Source organism: Hydrogenothermus marinus (assembly GCF_003688665.1).
Taxonomy (GTDB): domain Bacteria; phylum Aquificota; class Aquificia; order Aquificales; family Hydrogenothermaceae; genus Hydrogenothermus; species Hydrogenothermus marinus.
The window spans coordinates 200,960-218,511 of record NZ_REFO01000010.1; the positions used below are offsets into that span (position 1 = coordinate 200,960).

22 protein-coding genes are annotated in these 17,552 nt (G+C 27.6%); 9 read left to right on the forward strand and 13 right to left on the reverse strand.

Features of this window, described 5'->3' with window-relative positions; genetic code table 11:
- Positions 1-20 precede the first annotated feature (20 nt).
- On the forward strand, positions 21-587 hold the full coding sequence (locus tag CLV39_RS01455) for a hypothetical protein (RefSeq protein WP_121922454.1): 567 nt from the start codon (positions 21-23) through the stop codon (positions 585-587).
- Here CLV39_RS01455 and CLV39_RS08645 read toward each other — a convergent pair.
- From CLV39_RS08645 to miaA, 12 genes are read right to left on the reverse strand one after another with little or no spacing between them, the layout of a single operon-like run.
- Positions 584-1,045, reverse strand: a complete 462-nt coding sequence (locus tag CLV39_RS08645) for a hypothetical protein (RefSeq protein WP_211325014.1) — start codon at positions 1,043-1,045, stop codon at positions 584-586. The genes CLV39_RS01455 and CLV39_RS08645 overlap by 4 nt on opposite strands.
- 1 nt (position 1,046) lies before the next feature.
- A complete protein-coding gene (gene fmt / locus CLV39_RS01465) occupies positions 1,047-1,985 on the reverse strand; it encodes a methionyl-tRNA formyltransferase (protein WP_121922455.1) in 939 nt (312 codons plus the stop codon).
- A gap of 2 nt (positions 1,986-1,987) precedes the next feature.
- Entirely contained in the window at positions 1,988-2,596 is a 609-nt protein-coding gene (locus CLV39_RS01470) for a DeoR family transcriptional regulator (protein WP_245960271.1), read from the reverse strand.
- Positions 2,596-3,183, reverse strand: a complete 588-nt coding sequence (gene hisB, locus CLV39_RS01475; protein ID WP_121922457.1) for an imidazoleglycerol-phosphate dehydratase HisB — start codon at positions 3,181-3,183, stop codon at positions 2,596-2,598. The genes CLV39_RS01470 and hisB overlap by 1 nt, the downstream gene beginning before the upstream one ends.
- On the reverse strand, positions 3,180-3,914 hold the full coding sequence (locus CLV39_RS01480) for an ATP-binding protein (RefSeq protein WP_121922458.1): 735 nt from the start codon (positions 3,912-3,914) through the stop codon (positions 3,180-3,182). The genes hisB and CLV39_RS01480 overlap by 4 nt, the downstream gene beginning before the upstream one ends.
- Before the next feature lie 9 nt (positions 3,915-3,923).
- Positions 3,924-4,526: a TetR/AcrR family transcriptional regulator gene (locus CLV39_RS01485; RefSeq protein WP_121922459.1), complete on the reverse strand. Its 603-nt coding sequence runs from the start codon at positions 4,524-4,526 to the stop codon at positions 3,924-3,926.
- Entirely contained in the window at positions 4,523-5,395 is an 873-nt protein-coding gene (locus CLV39_RS01490; RefSeq protein WP_121922460.1) for a DHH family phosphoesterase, read from the reverse strand. Before CLV39_RS01490 ends, CLV39_RS01485 begins: the two co-directional genes overlap by 4 nt.
- 44 nt (positions 5,396-5,439) lie before the next feature.
- Positions 5,440-6,021 carry a sulfurtransferase TusA family protein gene (locus CLV39_RS01495; protein WP_121922461.1) on the reverse strand — a complete coding sequence of 194 codons (582 nt, stop codon included), beginning with the start codon at positions 6,019-6,021 and terminating at the stop codon, positions 5,440-5,442.
- A complete protein-coding gene (locus tag CLV39_RS01500; RefSeq protein ID WP_121922740.1) occupies positions 6,021-6,368 on the reverse strand; it encodes an HIT domain-containing protein in 348 nt (115 codons plus the stop codon). Before CLV39_RS01500 ends, CLV39_RS01495 begins: the two co-directional genes overlap by 1 nt.
- A gap of 14 nt (positions 6,369-6,382) precedes the next feature.
- Positions 6,383-7,510 carry a GTPase HflX gene (hflX, locus tag CLV39_RS01505; RefSeq protein ID WP_342769296.1) on the reverse strand — a complete coding sequence of 376 codons (1,128 nt, stop codon included), beginning with the start codon at positions 7,508-7,510 and terminating at the stop codon, positions 6,383-6,385.
- 24 nt (positions 7,511-7,534) lie between these two features.
- The gene (hfq, locus tag CLV39_RS01510) at positions 7,535-7,726 is read right to left on the reverse strand and encodes an RNA chaperone Hfq (protein ID WP_121922462.1); all 192 of its coding nucleotides are present in this window, start codon (positions 7,724-7,726) and stop codon (positions 7,535-7,537) included.
- Complete coding sequence (gene miaA / locus CLV39_RS01515) at positions 7,727-8,638, reverse strand: tRNA (adenosine(37)-N6)-dimethylallyltransferase MiaA (protein ID WP_121922463.1); 912 nt, start codon at positions 8,636-8,638, stop codon at positions 7,727-7,729.
- 83 nt (positions 8,639-8,721) lie between these two features.
- Between miaA and CLV39_RS01520 the strand changes: the two genes are divergently transcribed.
- Positions 8,722-9,384 (forward strand): IclR family transcriptional regulator, encoded by a 663-nt coding sequence (locus CLV39_RS01520; protein WP_121922464.1) that lies wholly within the window; start codon positions 8,722-8,724, stop codon positions 9,382-9,384.
- On the opposite strand, the gene CLV39_RS01525 is transcribed toward CLV39_RS01520, so the two are convergent.
- A complete protein-coding gene (locus CLV39_RS01525) occupies positions 9,381-11,402 on the reverse strand; it encodes an LPS-assembly protein LptD (RefSeq protein WP_121922465.1) in 2,022 nt (673 codons plus the stop codon). The genes CLV39_RS01520 and CLV39_RS01525 overlap by 4 nt on opposite strands.
- A gap of 61 nt (positions 11,403-11,463) precedes the next feature.
- Here CLV39_RS01525 and CLV39_RS01530 point away from each other — a divergent pair, with 61 nt between their 5' ends.
- From CLV39_RS01530 to CLV39_RS01560, 7 genes are all read left to right on the forward strand, one after another.
- On the forward strand, positions 11,464-12,243 hold the full coding sequence (locus tag CLV39_RS01530) for a YlqF/YawG family GTPase (protein WP_121922466.1): 780 nt from the start codon (positions 11,464-11,466) through the stop codon (positions 12,241-12,243).
- Between the two features lie 51 nt (positions 12,244-12,294).
- Positions 12,295-13,746, forward strand: a complete 1,452-nt coding sequence (gene dnaX, locus CLV39_RS01535) for a DNA polymerase III subunit gamma/tau (RefSeq protein WP_121922467.1) — start codon at positions 12,295-12,297, stop codon at positions 13,744-13,746.
- A 5-nt stretch (positions 13,747-13,751) separates the two neighbouring features.
- A complete protein-coding gene (locus tag CLV39_RS01540; protein ID WP_121922468.1) occupies positions 13,752-14,084 on the forward strand; it encodes a YbaB/EbfC family nucleoid-associated protein in 333 nt (110 codons plus the stop codon).
- Positions 14,084-14,683 (forward strand): recombination mediator RecR, encoded by a 600-nt coding sequence (gene recR, locus CLV39_RS01545; RefSeq protein ID WP_121922469.1) that lies wholly within the window; start codon positions 14,084-14,086, stop codon positions 14,681-14,683. The genes CLV39_RS01540 and recR overlap by 1 nt, the downstream gene beginning before the upstream one ends.
- Before the next feature lie 167 nt (positions 14,684-14,850).
- A complete protein-coding gene (locus tag CLV39_RS01550; RefSeq protein WP_121922470.1) occupies positions 14,851-15,189 on the forward strand; it encodes a P-II family nitrogen regulator in 339 nt (112 codons plus the stop codon).
- Positions 15,190-15,214: 25 nt separating this feature from the next.
- Entirely contained in the window at positions 15,215-16,507 is a 1,293-nt protein-coding gene (locus tag CLV39_RS01555) for an ammonium transporter (protein WP_121922742.1), read from the forward strand.
- A 28-nt stretch (positions 16,508-16,535) separates the two neighbouring features.
- Complete coding sequence (locus CLV39_RS01560; protein ID WP_170145578.1) at positions 16,536-17,486, forward strand: outer membrane beta-barrel protein; 951 nt, start codon at positions 16,536-16,538, stop codon at positions 17,484-17,486.
- Positions 17,487-17,552: the final 66 nt, after the last annotated feature.

A 17,552-nucleotide genomic window follows, 5' to 3' on the forward strand; every position in this document is an offset into this window, starting at 1 on the left:
TACTAAAAAGGCAGGTTCTAATGAAATATTATTTAAAAGAAGGAGCTATAAAAGGAGAAAGTAGATATATAATTGCTACAGAAGATTATATAGACCCTGAAAATATTGGAAAATCTATGCAAAATGCAAAATGGGCAATATATGATTTTGAAAAAAAGGAAAGATTAACAGATTTTTTTGATTGGATTTCTCCTAATGGCCTTGTCAAAGGGCAATCAAAATATTTTAGAGCAACTTTTAATAAAAAAGAGGCTATTTTTTCTCTTGAAAAGCAAGAAACAAAATGGTTTAGAAAAATAAGAGATAGAGGAGCTATTACTGGAGAAAGTAATTTTTACTGGGCAAAAGAAAAAACTCATTATGCTTTATATGATATAAATACAGGAGAAAAATTAACTCCTGATTTTAAATCTTCAGTAATTGCAGGTGCATTAATAGGAAATTCTGATAATTTAGTTATTGGGAGTTTTGGTGAAGAAATATTTTTTATATATGATATAAAAGAAAAAAAGATAGTTTCAAGAGAGTTTGATGAAGATTATCTTATAGAACTTTTAAAAGATGGAGACTTGGCAAGGGCTCTTTAAGAGCTTTCTTGCCATCTTTCTTTTTCTTTAGAAGTCTTAATAGCTTTATACATTAAGTAAATTATTCCTAAAATAAGAAGTATTTCTAAAAGTCCCGGAGCTCCAAAATGAAAACCATGTCCCATTAATAGTGATAAAATAGCTCCAAAAATCATACTACCTATTAACCATTTAAATAAAGGGCTTGATAAAAATCCTCTATTACTTTGTCTATTTAATGCAGTTGTTTTTGAAGTTTGAGTTTTATTATTTTGGAATTTCTGTTTTAGTTTTGTAGTATCATATTTTTGAGAAACTGGCTTATCTGAAGTAGATTTTTTAATAAAAGGACTATTTCCATGTTTTAATGTTGATGAACCTTTATAATATTTAAATCCTCCAATTCTAAAGCCTTTTGCAAAAGATATATTAGAAAATACTAATCCAGCTATTAAAATTAGTGATAAAAATTTCCTCATTCTAACCTCCTAATTTTTCTCCAATCTTTATATGATAACCTCTAACTGCATCATCTGCTGATATTGCCTTTGAGTTTGGAAACTGCAATTTTTCAACTAAAATTTTTCCTTTTCCTGTTTGAACTACAAAACCTTTACCTTTTATAATATCTGTAATTTCTCCAAATTTTCCAGTGGAATTTTCATCTATAACTTTTGCTTCTAATATTTTTATCTCTTTATCTCTAAAAGTTGTAAATGCTTTTGGCCATACTTTAAAAGCCCTTATCTGATTAAAAATATCCCTTGCTGATTTTTCCCAGTTTATTTTACCTTCTTCTTTTTTTATTGGCTTTGCATAAGTTGCTTTTTCATTCTCTTGAGGTTTCTTATTTATTTTTCCAGTTTCTATTTTATCTAAAACTTTTATTAATAAATTTGCTCCTTCTTTTGCAAGTTTGTCATGTAAAGTGATAATATCATCTTCTTCAGTTATTGGAACTTCGCTACATTCATAAATATCTCCTGCATCAAGTTCTTCTGTTATTTCCATAATACAAACACCTGTTTTTTCTTTTCCTTCAAGAATTGCTCTATGGATAGGTGCAGCTCCTCTATATTCTGGTAGCAATGAAGCATGTACATTAATTGTTTTATATTTTGGAAGTTCTATTATCTGTTTTGGAAGTATCTTTCCATAAGCAACAACAACTGAGATATCAGGGTTTAGTTCTTTTAAAATATGTAAAATTTCAGGATTATTTTTTATTTTTTCAGGTTGATACACAGGAATATTATTTTCTTGAGCTATTACTTTTACAGGTGGAGGTGTTAATTTTTTACCTCTTCCTTTTGGCTTATCTGGCTGTGTAATTACTGCTAAAACCTTATGTTTTGAATTTATTAAAGCTTTTAAACTTTCTGCTGCAAAATCTGGTGTTCCCCAAAATACTATATTCAATATTATTCTCCTTTTTTCAAATCTGAAAGCTTAATTGTTTGAGGTTGGCAACAACTTTTTATATTTCTATTTGTTGAGTTTACTATCTCATTATAAGCTTCAAAAAAGTTTAATACCTTTCCTCCAAAACCTTTTGCAAATTTTTCTGCATCTTCTTTTGAAGAAAATGGAATTACACTTGGACTGCAACAAGGCTTTGCACTGCTTGCTACAACAAAATATGCATTAAATGCAGTTATTGGATTTTCTGTAATAAAATCATATGTTATTGCAGAGACTTCTTTGTCTTCATACTTTTTATGAAGTAAAAATCCACAATGTTCACAGCAAGCTTCTAAAGTTTTTTTATCTTCTATCACAATTTTATAAGGATGGCTTCTTGTAATAGCTTTTTCACATATAGGACATGTATCAACTGTTTTAGATTCTTTATTTTCTTTTGTATTTAATAATATAGAGCCATGTTTTCTTATTATCTCTCCAGTTTTTTCTAACTGTTTTATATCTCTATAAATAGTCATTTCAGAAACTTTAAATACATTTGCAAGCTCTTTTGCAGTAACTTCATTTTTTTCTCTTAAAATTTCTAATATCCTCTTTTTTCTATCCATCATAAACTTCCTTTTGTAGAAGGTATTTCATCCTTTCTTCTTTTATCTATTTCTATAGCATTTCTAATTGCTACTGCAAATGCTTTTGTTAAACATTCAGCAATATGGTGTAAATTTTTACCTGATAAAGCTTTTAGATGAACTGTTATTCCTGCAGAAAGGGTAAAACCTTTAAAAAATTCTTCCATAAGTTCAAAATCAAACTCTGTAATTTTTCCTTTAAATCCTAAATCATCATAAAAAATAAGTGGCCTTCCTGATAAATCTATAGAACATAATGCAAGAGCTTCATCCATAGGTATAATTGCATATCCAAATCTTTTTATTCCTTTTTTATCTCCAAGAGCTTTTTTTAATGCCTCTCCAAGAACAATACCTGTATCTTCTACTGTGTGATGATGACTTATATGGACATCTCCAGATGCTTTTAGATTTATATCTATTAATGAATGCTTTGAAAAACTTTCTATCATATGATTTAAAAATCCAACAGGTGTATCTATATTATTTTTTCCTGTTCCATCTAAATTTATCTCTGCTTCTATCTGAGTTTCTTTTGTTTCTCTTTTTATATATGCTTTTCTCAATCTTCATCTTCCTCCTGAAGTCTATTCAAGAAATTTCTTCCTCTAACATCTGGGCCTTTAACATATATTACTTCACAGATTTCTCTAATCCTTGATGCTATAGAACTTCCTAATTTTTCTTCTAAGGAAGTTTGCATTTCATCATCTGAACTTAAATCTAAGTTAGATGTAATTATAATTGGTTTTTGCTCATTATATCTATGAATTATTACATAATGTAGGATATCTTTTGCCCAATCTGAAAGTCTTTCTGAACCTAAGTCATCTAAAACTAAGATAGGTGCATCTAAAACCTCTTCTAAAAGCTCTCTACTTGATGCAGAACCATCAAATGTAAGTTTTAAATCAAAAAGAAGGGTTCTTGTATCTCTAAATAAGCCTACAATACTTCTTTTTAAAAAGAAATCTTTTAGTATAGAAACTGCAAGATGAGTTTTACCAACACCAGGTGGCCCTACAAATAAAATACCTTTTCCTTCTTTATAATCATTGCTTAATACATACTGTTTTGCTTTATTTAATACTAAATCTTGTCCATATGCTTTTGTTGGCATAAAGTTTTCAAAAGAAACATCTCTATATCTTTTAGGAATTTTCATTCTGTTATAAATATTTTCTGTTATCTCTTTAAGTTTACATTTACATTTATATACAATATTTCCTTTTTTTACCCAACCTGTATCTTTGCATATTTTACATTTTATTTTTTCTTCTTGTTTTATAGGCTTCATATCTATTTCTCATCTTTCAAGAATTCCATAAAATATCTCATCTATAAAAGAATCAGGATCTGGAACTACAGGGCCTTCTCTTTTTTCTATTACTTTTGCAAAAACTTTTGCTTGTATTGAACCTAAAACAAACATAGCAATCTCTTCTGGATCTGATTTTTGTCTTACTATTCCTTCCTTTTGGCCTTCTTCTAAAACTTTTGCTAATGTTTTTTTATAATTTTGAACAAAAGAGTGTAAAATGCTTGTAAATTTTTCATTTTCAGACCTTGAAAACTCAAAACATAGTATAGGTACAGCACCTTTTGTCTCTTCTAAAACTTGAATATGTGCTTTTAAAACAAGTTCTAACTTTTCTTTTACTGTTTTTCCTTGTGAAATACCAACTTCAGCACTTTTACTACATCTGATAACATACTCATTTATTAAGGTTAAAATAATATCATCCATTGTTGGAAAATGCTTAAAGATTGCCGCATCAGTAATTCCAAGTCTTGAAGCTATATTTTTAGCAGTAAATCTTCTAAGCCCTTCATTAACAATTATATCTGCAGCAACTTTAACAATCTTTTCCTTTGTAGATAACTTTTCAAATTCTACGTCATTAATCAATCATTAACCTCCTTAACAATTATATTGCAAAATTCATTTAGCGATATTCCAGCTCCTGCTGCATGCTTATGCCCACCACCTTTAAGTATTTTGGCTAATTCTAATGCTGTTGGTTTTTGGCCTTCTATACTTCTAAAACTTAATTTTACGAAATTACCACTTATATTAAATAAAGCTACTGCTTCACCATATTTATCAGATAAAATATTACCTATTTCTGACTGAAATAGACCAGTATTAAAAGATTTTACATTATAATTTCCTATTTTCAAAATTGTTGGCTCTGCATTTTCTACAAATTTATTGATTAAATAATCTGTAAATTCTGTTATTATCTTGCCTTTCTCTTCTATATCTTTAGTATCTATATCTAATAACCCTTTTAATTTTTCTGGATTATTTACAAAGATAGAAATATAGTTATTTAAATATTTGGTTTCCTCTCCAAATTCCCATTTCCATATATCTTTGTCTTCAACAAGTTTTATAAATTTAGGAATTGGCTCTCCAAATAGATATTTCCAAGTTAAAGATGCTCCACTACTATTATTATCAAATACAAATACGAAATTTTCATATTTCTTAGCTAAATTCTCAAGTTCCTCTTTTACACCAATATGATGATCTATATTTATTACTTTTTTTGCTTTTTCTAAAATTCTTTTTGCATCCTCTTCTCTTAATGCAAAATCAACAATATAAACTACTGTATCTTTATCTATATTATTTAAAATTTCTTCAAAATCTTCTTCTTTATAATTATGACTTAAAGGAAATAATTTAGCATTAGGAAATTTTTTTAGTAAAACTGATGCAGACGTTGTACCATCATTACAATTTTTATGATAAATACCTATCACTTTTTCCATATTACACCTTTTTTTTTAAGAAAGATAATTAAAAATATTATAGATTAATTAATTTCTAATTTTGGATACTTTTTTTCTTTATCTACTATATGAATATCTTCTACTGCAAATTTGTTTTCTTTTAATAGGTTAAATAAACCTACTGCATCTTCCTTTTTCTTTAAGCCAAAAACAAGACCACAGTGAGGATAAATTTCTTTTGGAACAGGTAGCATAACATATTTTTTATTTAGTTTTTTTTCTTCAAGCCATTTATTTGCCCTTAAACCTTCGGCAACTGAAACAAATGTTATTAAATATTTTGGCTTTTTTGTGAAAAAAATATCAAGAAGATGTTTTTTTATATGAAGTTTTACACCAAGAGAAATAAACTTAATTTTATCAATTAATTTCTCTCCTTTAAAACCTTTTCCTCTTTCTATTATTGCTACATAATAACCATTTTCTTCTTTAAACTCTATTAGTTTATTACCTGTTTCAAAAGCCCATGAAGAAATATCCTTTTTAAATGCTTTATCATCTGCAATAACTTTTATTTTCTCCCCAACAGGTATATTTTTTAGTTCTTTAGAAACAATAGTTAAAGGAATAGGACAGAATAAGCCTCTTGTATCAACTACTTTCATTATTTACAGATTAACCTCCCTAAGGGTTCTCCACCAAGTAAGTGCCAATGTATATGCGGAACTTCTTGACCAGCATCTGTACCATTATTTACTATTAATCTAAATCCAGTTTCTGCTATACCTAATTTTTTCGCTATCTCATTTGCTTTTAAGATTATATGTCCAATTAAAGGTTTATGACTTCCTTCTAAATAAAGATTATTTGGGATATGAACTTTTGGAACAAGAAGAATATGAACTTTTGCCTGAGGATTTATATCTTTAAATGCTATCATTAAATCATCTTCATAAACAATTTCTGCAGGAACTTCTTTTGCTATTATCTTACAAAAAATGCAATCTTCTATTACCTTTGACATTTTTATCCTCCTACTACCAATTTTTTAGAATATTCTAAAGCCTTTTCTTTTAATATCTCATAAATTTTTTCTAAATTCCATCCTTTTTCTACTGAAACTACAATAGCTTTTTTACCATTTGAAATTAAAGTTTCATCTGTTGCATCTAAATATTCTTTAGAAGGTATTACTTTATCAATTTTATTTAGGATTAAGATAGTTTCTTTATCTAATGCTCCTATTTCATTTAAAACCTTTTCTACAGCTTCTACTTTTTTAAGCCAGTTTTCATCTGATACATCTACAACATGTAAAATAATATCTGCTTCTTGAATTTCTTCTAAGGTTACCATAAATGCATCCATTAATTCTTGAGGCATATTTTGTACAAAACCTACTGTATCTGTAATTAATATCTTTTGAGGTATATCTGGAAACTGGATATATGAAGTTTTTGTATCTAAGGTTGCAAAAAGCTGATCTGAAATAAATGTTTCTCTTTTTGTAAGTCTTTTTAAAAGAGTAGATTTTCCTGCGTTTGTATATCCAACAAGAGATACTTTAAGTATATTTGGATTTTTATTTCTCCATTTTCTTTGTTCAAATCTTTGTTTTTCTATCTCTTTTAGCTCTTTTTTTATTTTAGATATTCTATCTTTTATAGTTCTTGCTTTTATTTCTCCTATTTTTTCTCCGGAACCTTTTGTTTTAAATCCTCCACCAATACGAGATAGCTTTTTTCCTTTTTGTCCATAAACTCTTGGAAGTTCATGTTCAAGAAGTGCAAGTTCTACTTGTAATTTTGCTTGTTTTGTTTTAGCTCTTTCTGAAAAAATAGATAATATTAAATCTGTTCTATCATAAACATCAACCATTACAATATTTTCTAAATTTACTACCTGAACAGCAGAAAGCTCTCCATCTACAATTACAAAATCTGCTTTTGTTCCTTCAATTAATTCTTTTAATTGTTTTGCTTTTCCTTTTCCTATATAAGTAGCAGGATCTATAGAATCTCTTTTTTGATAAAGTTTACCAATTACTTTACCATCTAAAGCTTTTACTAATCCTTCAAGCTCATTAAGGGAATATTTAACCTCTTTCTCTGTTTTATCTTTAGTTTGAAGTCCAACTAATATTGCTCTCATCATAGATGAAAATTTAGTAAAAATAGTTTACATGTCAATAACAATAGTACTGATTGCATGTTTAAAAATAAGCTGCTTTTCTCCAGCAACATCTAAAAGTATTGTAAACTGGTCAAATGCCTCTATTTTCCCTGTAATTCTTGTACCTCTTGTGAGATATATTGTAATCTCTTTACCTTCTTCTTTAATCTCAGTTAGAATTTCAGTTTGTATATCCATCTATTTCCTCCTTTTTATTATTTCTAATATATAGTTTACCAAATTATATTCATCTTTTATATCTATAAAATACCATTTATCATCCTTAAATTTTTTACGGAATGTTCTTATCTGTCTTTTTGCAAATGCTTTTGTATTTTTTATTATATTTTCTTTTGCTTCTTCTAAACTACATTTTCCTTTAAAATAAGGAATAAGCTCTTTATATCCTATTGCTTGCATAGATGTTATGCTATTTTCATATCCTTTGTCCAATAAAAATTTGACTTCATCTAAAAGACCTTTTTCTATCATTTTATCAACCCTTTTTTCTATTCTTTCCATTATCTGATTTCTATCTCTTTCAAATACAAAACCTATAAAATCATATAAAGGCTTATCTTCATTTTTATGAAAAGATGAAAAAGGTTTTCCTGTAAGGTAATAAACTTCTAAAGCTCTAACAACTCTTTTTTTATCATTTGGATGTATTTTTTCTGCATAGACTGGATCTACTTCTTTTAGTTTTTCATAAAGCAATTCAGATGATTCTTTATATAGTTTATTTCTTAAATTCCAGTCTGCTGTTGGAATTTCTGATAATCCGTATAAAAGGGAGTTTATATAAAGCCAAGTTCCTCCAACTACAATAGCTGTTTTTCCTTTTTCTGTTATTTCTTTTATTTTTTCTTTTGCTAAACTAATAAAATCTTTTACATCAAAAAACTCATTTGGATATCTAATATCTATTAAATAATGGGGAATGCCTTCCATTTCTTCTTTTGTTGGTTTTGCAGTTCCAATATCCATATATTTATATACCATCATGGAGTCTGCACTTATTATTTCTCCATCTATTTCTTTTGCTAAATTTATAGCTGTCTCTGTTTTACCTGTAGCAGTAGTTCCTGTAATTATAATTAATTTATTCAATAATGCTACCTCTTGCCTTTTTTTATTTTTTATAATATAAAATAATAATAATTAAATATATAAAATATAGGGATTTTTAAAATTTGGTCAAAAAAAGAGAAACTCAAAGCTCTATAGAGAAAGCTTTAAATTTAATAGAGATTTTGAAAGAAAAGGAAAGGTTAGGAGTAACAGATCTTAGCAGATTACTTGGTTTAAATAAAAATAATGTATTTAGACTTCTAGCAACTTTACAGGTTGAAGGTATTATAGAACAAGATGAAGAAACTGAAGAGTATAAATTAGGAACAAAGGTTTTATATTTAGAATATGCTTATCTTCAAGGAAGAAACTTTTTGAAAAAATCAAAACCTTATTTAAGACAACTTAGAAGAGAGTTAAATGAAACTGTTTATATATCAATCTTAGATAAAGATGATATTATTTATATATATAGTGAAGAAGCAAATAGATCAGTTTTAGTTCATTCAAGAATAGCAAAAAGATTTAAAGCAAAAGATACTGCTCCCGGTAGAGCATTATTAAAAGCAAAAAAAGGAAAAAAACAAGAAATTATAGAATATGATTTCCAAGGATTAGAATTAGAAGTTTCTGAAGTAGCAACAGTAATTTATGAGGATAAAATACCTAAAGCTGCTATATCTGTAGTTGCTCCTATAAGTAGATTAAATCCATCTAATGTTCTTGAAGTTAAAGAAAAAATTTTAAACTGTGCAAATAAAATTTCACAATCTCTTTCTGTTTAATCTTCAGTTGGTTTTAATAATGGAAAATTGTAGCTAAAGTTTATTATATTTAATGTAAGAGTTATAACTTTATAGCTTTTTCCTGTAGTTTTATTAAAATCTTTAATATAATCTAATTTTACATACCAGCATTTTCTATTAAAGGTTAGACTTCCCCTTTTTTGCTGAATATACCCTTCTTTTATATTAGATAATATAGAAAAATTTAAAGAAATATTTTTATAATTTGCAGATATACTATTTAACAACTGATTTGTTGAATTTTGTTCTCCTTTATCAAAAGAATGAGACATAGAGTATCTAAAGTATTTAGTTATAGGAAAACTAAAACTTGATATAGTTCTTACTATCTGATTTTTTTTAAAATCATAAAATAAAGTATTTTCACCTGTAAAGCTATTTATACTATATATAAAACTATTTCTAAAAGGTTTTTTTCTACCTTCATAAAGGTTATCACCTATATAATATTCATTTAAAAATGTATATCCTGTAGATATTTCCCATCTAAAATAGTTATTATTTTGAAAATCAAATATGTTATATAAAGACAAATCTATATCTTTTTTGGCTGGTATTCTATCTTCTTTGTCAAAGATAGGAAGTTTTTCTTGATTTACTTTATTTATATAATTAAACTGGATTATAGGGATTATGTTATGTGTAAAATTTGAATATTTTTTTTGAAAAATAGAGCTTACTCTATCTTTTATTTCTACCAAATTTCTTGATGGATTTTTTTCTGGATTTTCTTTAACATTAGCATATAAAGTACTTCTTGGGATAAATTCAAAAGAGTTTGTAATATATTTATAAGGAGTTGAAAGTATAAATCTAAATTGGTTATCAGATCTTAATCCTCGTGTTCCTTTTTTTCTATAAAAGTTTGTATTTACACTTAAAAAATCATAATAAATATTTGAAAATAAAGGCCTTTCTTTCCAGTAAAATCTAACTTCTGGAAGTCTTTGTAGAGTATACTCGTTATTTTTGGTAGATAAATCATATAAAAAATCAAAATTTATTTCTACGGTAAAATCCTTAGTTTCTGTTAAAGCTAAAATCTGAGATTTTGTATATGAAGTATATCTTAAAGTTGAAGTATTATAAAAATCTTCATAAAAATATTTATCACTTGGAATATTTAATCTTAAAAATAGCTTTGTATTATTAAACAGATTAAATCTACCATCACTTTCTAAAAGCCAGCGATTTTCTAAACTTCCTATATTTCTACCTTCCCACCAAGAACCATTTGATTTTTCTTTAAAAAAGAATGTATTTAGATTTATATATTCTGAAGGTGAAAATTTTTTCCTATATTCAATATCAATACCTTTACCTTGTTTATTTCTATAATCTAAGGTAAAAGTTGAGTCAGAACTTTTATCTATTACTAAATAAAAAGGAATTTTTAATATAAAATCATTATAGGTGTCTTGAGAGATTAAAAAAGGTAAAAATCCTGTTTTCCTTCTTGCAGTTGGATATTTAAAATAAGGAGTATAAAATAAAGGAGCTTTACAGAAAAAGAAGAATACATTTTTTGCAGTCAAATAATCATTCTTTTTAAAATTTCCATCAAATGAGTAAATAAACCAGTCATATTGATCAAATGAGCAACTTGAAAACTTAGCTTTTTCAAAATAAAAAATATCTTTTTGTTTTTCTATTTTTTTAGCTTTTATAAAATATTTATTTTCAAAAGATATTTGAACTTGATAAAACTCTCCATTTTTAGTCTCAAAGTTATACCAACCTTTACGTGCTATTAAATGATACTTAGGAGATTTTATATCTGTTTTTGTATCAAATTTTATTATTTTCTTTGTTTTATTAAAAATTAGTTTTTCTGAGTTTACTGTAATATCTTGATACTTTAAAACAACCTTTCCTTTAGCAATAATATTATCCTTATCTATTTTTTCTATAGAATTTGCTTCAAGATATACCTTTTCTGCAAAAGAGAAAGAAAAAATTAACAGTGTTAAAATAAATAACCTAAAAAATTTTGCCAAACTAAAGCCTCAGAATATATTTTTACAGAAAATAATTATAAAACATTAAAAGAGGTAAATTTTGGAGAAACCAAGAGAATGGCTTAGAGAAAAAAGTATTGCTAAACAAGTTTTAAAAGATTCAAATGTTATTTTGCAAGTATTAGATGCAAGAATTCCTTTTGAAACAAGAAATAAAACAGTAGAGCAACTTGCAAAAGAAAGAAATAAAAAATTAATATTTATTTTAAATAAATCTGATTTAGTTGATAAAAGTTTTTTAGAAAAAGCAAAAAAAGAGCTTGAAAAAGAATATCCAACAATTATTTTTTCTGTAAAAAATAATAAAGGATTAAAAGAGTTATTATCCTTATTAAGAAAAATAGCAAAAGAAAAAGGTATTATAAAAGTTGGTATACTTGGATATCCAAATGTTGGAAAATCTTCACTAATAAACTCTTTGAAAAGAAAGAAAGTAGCAACTACATCTCCTAAACCTGGTATGACAAGAGGTAAACAGCTTATAAAACTTGATGAAAATATATTTTTAATAGATACTCCTGGTATTATTACCCTTGAATATCCAGAAGATTTGGCACTAAAAGGTTCTTGGATACCAGATAAGTTAGAATATCCAGTAGATGTTGCAATAAAACTTTTAGAAAAAATTTTAGAAAAAAAACCTGATGCTTTAGAAAAAGCATATAAAATAAAGGTAGATAATAATCCTGTAAAAACATTAGAAAATATTGGAGAAAAACTTAACTATAAAATTTCCGGTGGAGATATAGATTATGATAGAGTAGCTAAAAAAATTCTATGGGATTGGTTAAAAGGTAATTTAAAAGCATATTGGATATAATTATAATAATGCTTATATTTAAGATATAAAGCTAAATTTGAGGTAAATATTTTGACTTATGAAGCTTTTGCAAGAAAGTATAGACCAAAAGATTTTAAATCTGTAGTTGGTCAAGAGCATGTTGTAAATACCTTAAAAAATGCAATTAGACTAAACAAGGTTTCCCATGGATATATTTTTGCAGGACCTCGTGGTGTTGGTAAAACAACAATAGCAAGAATATTAACTAAAAGTTTAAACTGTCAAAAAGGTATTACAGATGAGCCTTGTGGAGTTTGTGAAAACTGTATAGAAATAGATAAAGGCTCATTTCCTGATATGTATGAGATAGATGCAGCATCAAATAGAGGAATAGATGATATAAGAGCTTTAAAAGAAAATATAAATTATGCACCTATTAAAGGAAGATATAAAGTTTATATAATAGATGAAGCTCACATGCTTACAAAAGAAGCTTTTAATGCACTTTTAAAGACCTTAGAAGAACCACCACCAAATAATATATTTATTTTAGCAACTACAGAACTTCATAAAATACCAGATACTATAAAATCAAGAACTCAAGTTTTTCTATTTAAACCTATAAAAGAAAACCAGATAAAACAGTATTTAATAAAAATTTTAGAAAATGAAAATATACCTTATGAAGAAGAAGCTGTTGAGCTTATAGCAAAATTTAGTGAAGGTGGAGTAAGAGATTCTGCAAGCCTTTTAGACCAAGCTACTACCTATGCAGGAGAAAAACTTACCTTAGAAAAAACTCAGCAACTACTTGGAGTAATATCTTCAAATGTAATAAATCAGTTTTTAAAGTATTTAAAAGAAAAAGATATAAAACAGATGATTATTCAAATAGAAAATCTCTATAAAGAAGGACAAGACTTAACAGTATTTTGGAAACAGATACTAAATGAAATCCATAATGAACTTATAAATATAGCAATTGAAGAAAAAGGGAAAATATTTGAAAAAGAAGATTTAAAGTATTTAATATATGTTCAATCAGTTTTTAATAAAGCTTTCATAGAAGCTAAAAGCTCTGGAAATGAAAAAAATATATATGAGCTTGCAATATTAAAAATTAAATATATAAAGGAACTTACTAATATAGATGATATTTTAAAGGACAATGTAAAAATAACAAGTTCTATAAAGCAAGAAGTTAAAGAAGAAAAAAAAGAAGAAGCAAAGGAAGAAAAAAAAGATAATCTGGAGTATATATTAGCAAAAATAAGTAAAGAAGCTGGAGCTATTGTTGCTTCAGCAATAAAAAAATCAAAAATTGAAGATAAAGGTAATATATTAGAAATAAAAGCTCCAGAAATTTTATATGATAATTTAGTGGCAAAAAAAGATATAATTGAGAAATATTTCAATAAAGAAGTTTCTATAATAAAAACACAGCCAGAAAATAAGAAAAAAAAGAGCAAAAAAAGAGACGAGGCAGTAGATAAGGTTTTAAATTTATTTGAAGGAAAAATTATAAATTATAAGGAGGAATAAAATAAATGTTTAATTTTGGTGATCTTGGAAATATGATGAAAATGCTTAAAGATTTACAAGAAAATGTAAAAAAAGCAAAAGAAGAATTAAAAAAAGAAGAGATTGAAGTTGAAGTTGGTGGAGGAATGTTAAAAATAGTTGAAAATGGACTTGGAGAAGTAATAGATATACAGATAGACAAATCATTATTAAATGAAGAAAATGAAGAGGTTTTAAAGGATTTATTAATAGCTGCTTTAAATGAAGCAAATGCAAGAGCTAAAGAAGTTATGAGTAAAAAAATGACAGAAGCATCAGGATTGCCTGCAAATTTACCTGGAATGGATAATTTATTTTAATGGAAAAAGAGATTCTTCCTGAAGCTTTACATAAAGCAATAGAGCATATATCAAAACTGCCGGGATATGGAGAAAAATCTGCTCAAAAATTTGTAGAAAATTTATTAAAACTTCCAAAAGGAGAGTCTATAGATACTATTAGGGCTCTCCTTGATATGTTAAATAAAATAAATCCTTGTAAAGAATGTGGACTTTTAACAGAACATGAAATATGTAATATATGTTCAGATGAAAATAGAGATAAATCTATAATCTGTGTAGTTGAAGAAAGCTTTGATGCTTTTGCAATAGAAAAAACAGGTAAATTTAAAGGTGTTTATCATGTTTTACATGGAAGACTTTCACCACTTGAAGGAATTACAGAAAAGGATTTAAATATTCCTTCTCTTGTAAAAAGAGCAGAAAAAGCTACGGAGATAATAATAGCTACAAATCCAACAATAGAAGGTGAAGCAACTTCAACTTATATTTATAATCTTTTAAAAAATAAAGATATAGAAATTTCAAGAATAGCTTATGGCCTTCCATTTGGTGCAAGTCTTGAAAATGCAGATACTTTTACCCTTTCTAAAGCATTAGAAGGAAAAAGAAGAATATAAATTGCACCAATAATATATAAGTTGCACAATTTTTATGCAACATTTCAATATAAAAATCTGCTCTTAATTTATCAAAATTCTATCTAAGCTTTAAATATCAATACTTTTCCATTTTTGGCATGAAATTTTCATTAATAAAAACAAAACATTTAAGGAGGAATTTAAAGATGAAAAAAATAGAAGCAATTATTAAGCCTTTCAAACTTGATGAAGTTAAAGAAGCTTTAACAGAGCTTGGTAATTTTGGGATAACCATTTCTGAAGTAAAAGGTTTTGGAAGGCAAAAAGGACATACAGAACTTTATAGAGGTGCTGAGTATGTAATTGATTTTCTACCAAAAATCAAGATGGAGATAGTTGTTGAAGATGAGATGGTAGAAAAGGTAGTTAAAGCTATATCTGAATCTGCAAGAACAGGAAAAGTTGGAGATGGAAAAATCTTTATTATTCCTGTTGAAGATGCAGTAAGAATAAGAACAGAGGAAAGAGGAAATGCAGCTTTATAAAAAATTAATATTAGGAGGTTTTAGTATGAAAAGCAAAATTATGTTATTGCTAACAGCCTTAGTCCCTTACATTTCTTTTGCAGGAGAATCAAAGCTGGATACAGGAGATACTGCATGGATGATAACAGCTACTGCTTTTGTTGTTTTAATGACAGTAGGGGGATTAATTCTTTTCTATGGTGGAATGACAAGATTTAAAAATGTAGTTAATACAGTAATGATGGTTCTTATGGCTTATGCAGTTGCTATTGTTGTCTGGTTTTTATGGGGATATTCTTTAGCTTTTACAGAAGGTGGAAGTTTAAATGCTATTGTTGGAGGCTTAAGTAAATTTTTAATGAATGGAGTTGATTATAAAGCTTTATCTGGAACATATCCTGAATGGGTTTTTGCAACATTTCAATCAACTTTTGCTGCAATAACAATAGCCCTTGCTGCAGGTGCTGTAATTGAAAGAATGAAATTTTCAACTTGGATTATATTTGTAATTTTATGGATAACATTTGTATATGCTCCAATAGCTCATGTAGTTTGGGGTGGTGGATTTTTATTTGAAGCTGGTGCTTTAGATTTTGCAGGTGGTACTGTTGTTCATATTAATGCAGGGGTTACAGGTTTAGTTTTAGCTCTTTTAGTTGGAAAAAGAAAAGATTACAAAAAAACAGCTATTCTTCCATCTTCAGTAGTGTTAACAGCTCTTGGTGCAGGTCTACTTTGGTTTGGATGGTTTGGTTTCAATGCAGGTTCAGCTTTTGGTGCAAATGAAGTGGCAGGAGTTGCTTTATTAACTACAAATTTAGCAACAGCAGCAGCAGTAATATCCTGGGTATTAATGGAATGGATAACTGCTAAAAAACCTACTTTACTTGGTGCAGCTTCAGGTGCAATTGCAGGACTTGTAGCAATTACTCCAGCAGCTGGTTTTGTAGATGCTATAGGAGCTTTAATTATAGGTCTTGTGGCTGGTATAGTAGGATGGTTTGGTGTTTATGTCCTTAAAAAAGCTCTTGGATATGATGATTCTTTAGATACTTTTGGTGTTCATGGACTCGCAGGAATGTGGGGGGCTTTAGCTACAGGAATTTTTGCTCTTCAATCTTTAGCATGGGATGGTTCTCCTTTACAAAATGGAGATAGATTAGGTCAGATATGGGTACAAGTAGAATCAATACTTTTCACAATTATTTATACTGCAATAATGACTACTATCTTATTTTTTGTAGCTAAGGTATTAACTAAAGGTGCAAGAGTTGACGAAGAATCAGAAACTGTAGGACTTGATGAAACAACCCATGGAGAAAGAGGCTTTAATTTATAAAATTTTATATCTAAAGGAGGTATGTAGTATGAAAAAATTAGTAGGATTTTTAACAGTAGCAGGACTCTTAACTTCAGTAAATGCTGCTGAGGTTAATTTAAAACTTCCAGTTAAAGTAAGTGGCGGAATTTCTGCAGGATACTCTTATGCAGATTCTACAGCAGAAGGATTTGAACTAAATAACTTTTTACTTGAATTTTCAAAAGATGCTGAAACAGGAGATATAGGTTTTACTGCAGCAATCGGATATTTATCATCAAATAAGCCATCTACTACAGGAGATCAATTTGGATTCCAATATGGATATTTAACAATAAAACCTATAGAAAATATAACCCTTGATGCTGGAGTTCTTACAACGAATGTTGGTTATGAAGTTGCAAACACATATGCAAATCCAAATATTACACTAGGTAAAGTATGGAGTGCACAACCTGTTTATTATGGTGGTGCAAGATTAACATATTCTTTCACTGAAGATTTAAATGTTTTTGCGGAAGTTAATGATGATGGAAATAGCGGTGCTTGGTCAGTTGGTTCTATAGGAAAATTAAATAATATAGAATATGTAGCTTCTTATTATGATAAGAATAATCCATCTGAACCTGATATTGTAGATATTATTTTATCTACATCTTTAATGGAAAACTTAGATGTAGCAGTAAATGGAGATTATCAAATAGGAAAAAATAATAATGGTTATGGAGTAGCTTTTTATATAATTCCAAAAGCTGGAAATATATCTTTACCAATCAGATTAGAATCTTTTGATGATAATGGTTCAGGCGCTTATAATAACAATAAAGGATATGATATTGCTATTACTCCAACTTACAAATTTAAATCTGGTTATTTAAGAGCTGAAGCTTTTTATTATAACTATGATAAGAAAGAAGGAATATCTGGCTCTGATGCAGCTGGGGGATATGTTGATGATTCAAATGTAGTATTTAGAGTAGAAGCAGGATATACATTTTAAATAAGCAGGATGCTATAGCATCCTGTTGCTGCTGCTAAACCTATGCTTGACTTAAGGAGGCTTTAA